The organism is Actinomadura sp. BRA 177 (assembly GCF_013372625.1).
GTDB lineage: Bacteria > Actinomycetota > Actinomycetes > Streptosporangiales > Streptosporangiaceae > Spirillospora.
Genome location: NZ_JABXFD010000374.1, coordinates 1 through 3,589 on the forward strand (window position 1 = coordinate 1; position 3,589 = coordinate 3,589).

General features: G+C 64.6%; 2 protein-coding genes, 1 tRNA gene and 1 pseudogene. 2 read left to right on the forward strand and 2 right to left on the reverse strand.

Annotation, left to right across the window (positions count from 1 at the left end):
• Positions 1 to 43: 43 nt before the first annotated feature.
• Positions 44 to 1,498, reverse strand: coding sequence for a dynamin family protein (locus HUX53_RS21440; protein ID WP_176405012.1), 1,455 nt, complete (start codon positions 1,496 to 1,498; stop codon positions 44 to 46).
• Between the two features lie 245 nt (positions 1,499 to 1,743).
• Between HUX53_RS21440 and HUX53_RS43105 the strand changes: the two are divergent.
• Together HUX53_RS43105 and HUX53_RS43110 are read left to right on the forward strand one after the other, a co-directional pair.
• Positions 1,744 to 2,646: pseudogene (locus tag HUX53_RS43105) on the forward strand (recombinase family protein); the annotation flags it as partial.
• A 90-nt stretch (positions 2,647 to 2,736) separates the two neighbouring features.
• A complete protein-coding gene (locus HUX53_RS43110; RefSeq protein ID WP_369009212.1) occupies positions 2,737 to 3,465 on the forward strand; it encodes a zinc ribbon domain-containing protein in 729 nt (242 codons plus the stop codon).
• On the opposite strand, the gene HUX53_RS21455 is transcribed toward HUX53_RS43110, so the two are convergent.
• A tRNA-Glu gene (locus HUX53_RS21455) sits at positions 3,425 to 3,500 on the reverse strand. The two genes, HUX53_RS43110 and HUX53_RS21455, sit on opposite strands and share 41 nt — an antisense overlap.
• Between the last annotated feature and the right edge of the window lie 89 nt (positions 3,501 to 3,589).

Here is a 3,589-nt window from a genome sequence, read left to right on the forward strand (position 1 = left end):
CAACACTGAAAGGCTGGCGCATGCTCGGCCAAGAAGGAGGACGCTACCGGCCGCCCATAGAAAAATTCGAAGAGACACTCCAAGCCATCACTGGCCTGCTCTTCCTCAGAGCTTTTGCATAACCCTCCTCGAGGCGGTTTTCTTGCCGCGCCTTGCGGGGGTCCATGGTCTTGATCCGCGCGTCCATGGCGCCGTGCAGTTGTGGAGCGAGCTGCCGGAAACCGCGTTCGATGATGCGCAAGCGCCGCTCTAGGTTCTTCTCAAGCTGGTCACGGACTGTATCGACCGCCTCCTTGAGAGCGTCGTACCGGCGCTCCATACGATCTCGCTCGGTGGCCAGCTCTTCGACCGGTATTCGCTCGGCATCCAGTATCGTGCGCAGCCGCCGGAGTTGAGGCTCGATCATCGAATGCGCCTCGCCAGCGACGGCAGCGATGTGCCGCTTGCCCGCTCCGGCCTCGATCATGTCGCTGATCGAATTTCGCAGCTCGTCCATCCGGCTCTCGGCGATGCAGTCTGCCGCTGCCTCATCCTCCCCTGCTGCCGCCAGGGCGCGTCCGCGTGCCTCCAGCGCCGGGGAGACGGGGACGAATCCGACGCCGAAGAATTTCTCATCCGGCTTGCCGTCCGGGAGTGGGAAGTTTTCCCGCAGGTAGGCGTTGTTCTGCTTCAGGGTGTCCTGCCATTCCGGCTTGTCGTCCAGGTCCAGGTCCATGGCCTTGTCGATGGCTGTGAGCACCCAGATCACCTTTTTGCCCCAGTGCGTGTGGTGCCCGTGCAGGAAACGGATCAGGTCTAGTTCATTCTCGGTGAGTGTCTTGGTGGCATTGGCGACATAGATCAAGCAGTCGGCCTTGGCCATCGCGTCCCGGACGACCTTGTCGTGCGTCTTGATCGGCGAGCCGTGTCCAGGCAAGTCGTACAACTTGGCGGGCAGGCGGTAATCCGAGAGCAGGATTTCGATCTCGGCAACCTGCCGGCTCATGTGGTCCGGCTGCACCCGCGCCTCAACCCTTTCCGGATCCTGCATGGCGTAGGCGGCCACTACCAGCGGACCGAGGGACCTCCCGATGTCCGTCCACTCCTGATCACCGGTGAAGCGCGCCCGCAGAACGCCGCGCCCGTCAGCGTCCGGCTCCGTTCTGGTCTCCACCGGGACCACGGTAGCCGGGCAAGCGGTCGTGGGTTTGGTCGCCGACGGCAGCAAACCTATGTACTTGTCCGCCTTGCGAGGCGCGGTCGGAATCTGCATGTACTCCAGCACACCTTGCAGCCCGCTGATAAGGAAGCTCTTGCCCGAAGAGAACCCCCCGAGCAACCCCACGTTGATCAGCGACGACGCCGCCCGCATCCGCATGGCCACGAGCTCTTCGCGTTCCCGCGTCAACTGCCACGCAAGATCGTCGTCTTCGGCGTCCGCCGTAAGCTCCACGAGCCATTTCTCCGTGCGTTCCAGCAACCGATGCAGCTCACTGCGGAGCAACGCCACCTCACTCATGGTCAAAGTTGTACCGTTCGCGCCGCCCCCAAAAGCCCCGCTGAGCTGCCATGGCCATCTGTGGCCGCAGCCGGCTAGCAGTGAACCTCCCCTCGCAGCGTGGACAACTCGGGGTGAGATGTGTCAGGTGGTCGTGCTCGAGGGTCGGTGTCGTTCATCGTCGATCGCCGGGCACTCGACCCATTCAAGTACCGCGGCTGCAATTCTCGCTCTAGTGGTGCCGAGGGCAGACCTCGACTGAGGGCAAGCAGGACCCGACCCTGTCGCTGCCGCGTCAGCTCGCCAGCAGTCAGACCGCCCTGCACACATCCCTGCCGGGACGTGCGGTGATCGTCGCGCACTTCTACGACGTCGAGTCCGGACGCAAGGACCTGGCCGCGCGCGGGCATGAGCGGTTCAACATCCCGGTTCCGCGTGACGGCGGCATTCAAGACCTGCTGTCGGAAGCGACCCAGGGGGATCGGCGTTTTGATGCGGTGATCTGCGAGTCGGTCGACCGGATCGCGCGTCGGACCTACGTCGGCACCCAGATCGAGAACACTCTGGAGAAGCTCGGCATCCCGCTGTGGGCGTCCGACGAACCGATCACCCTGAACGGGAAACGCTCCTCCCAGGTGCTCACACGGCGGGTGAAGCAGGGAGTGGCCGAGTGGTACGTCCTGGAGATGCTGGAGAAAGCCTGGGGCGGCTTCGAGGCCCACACCGAACAGGGCTTCAACATCGGGCGGCCTCCGTACGGGTACCTGGCGGACAAGGTTCCTCACCCTGTCGCCGCTCGCCGCGAGCAGGGAGCCACCAAGCATGTCCTGGCTTCCGACCCGGTGCGCGGCCCGGTCGTGCAGACCATCTTTGAGATCCGCGTCAGTGAGCGTCTCGGCTATCAAGTCATCGCTGACCGACTCAACCGTGATCTGGATCGCTACCCGCCGCCCGTCGCAACTGCGAAGCACCGCAGCGTGGGCAAATGGACCTACTCCTCGGTCCGAGAGGTGCTGACCAACCCCAAGTACACCGGTTACATGGTGTGGAACCGCAAGGCCACCACATCGGCAGGAGGCCGGAACAACCCTCCCGAGGCGTGGATCTGGTCAAGCGCACCCACCCATCCCGCTCTGGTGAGCGTCGAAACCTTCACCGACGCCCAGAAGGTCGCCCGTGACCGGGAGGGCTCCCGCAGCCGTCCGGGGCCCAACACCGCGCACGCCGACACCCGCCGCTCCTACGGGCTCCGTTCCTACATGACCTGCGGCCTCTGCGGACGGCGGATGTTCGGCAAGGAGAGCCGGGGCCGCATCTACTACATCTGCCGTCCTGCTCGTGCCTACCGTCCCGAAGGGCACCCGGCGAGCATCTGGGTTCGCGAGGAACCGCTCATGGCGGGCCTGACCGAGTTCTTCAACCGTGAGATCTTCGGACCCCACCGTCGTGAACGCCTGCGCGTGCTGCTCGCCCGGGTCGATGACAGCCATCTCCACGAACACCGGGAACGGCTGGTGGCGGTCGAGCGACAGATCGTGGAGTTGAAGCGTCGCAAGGAACGCGTCCTCGACTCATTGGAGACCGCCGACGACCCCACACCCGCGTTCGTCAACTCCATCAACGAACGCACCACACGCATCGGCGCGGACCTTGAGGCCAAACAGACCACGCTGCGCGAACTGCGGGAGGAGACTCCAGTGGCACCGTGTCCCCAGCTCCTGGACCACTATCCGACCGGGACGGTCGACCTAGACCTGCTACCTGAGCCGATGCTGCGGCGGCTGCTGGACGCTTTTGCCGTCCAGATGCGTCACGACAAGGAGGGCAACCAGGTCGACGTTCAGGTCACGATCACGCCCGAAACGGCGGACACGCAACTACAGGCCGCTACTGCGGCGATCACGGGGGACGGTGGCGGGCCGCATGGTGATCTTGCAGCCATGCGCGTGGTACCCCCTACCGGATTCGAACCGGCGCTACCGCCTTGAAAGGGCGGCGTCCTAGGCCGCTAGACGAAGGGGGCCCGGTGGTGGCGGGCTTGGTCGCCACCTTGTCCTCGTCAGTGTAGAGGACGTGGTGGGTCGGCGTGCAAACGGTTAGCCGGTGCGGGTG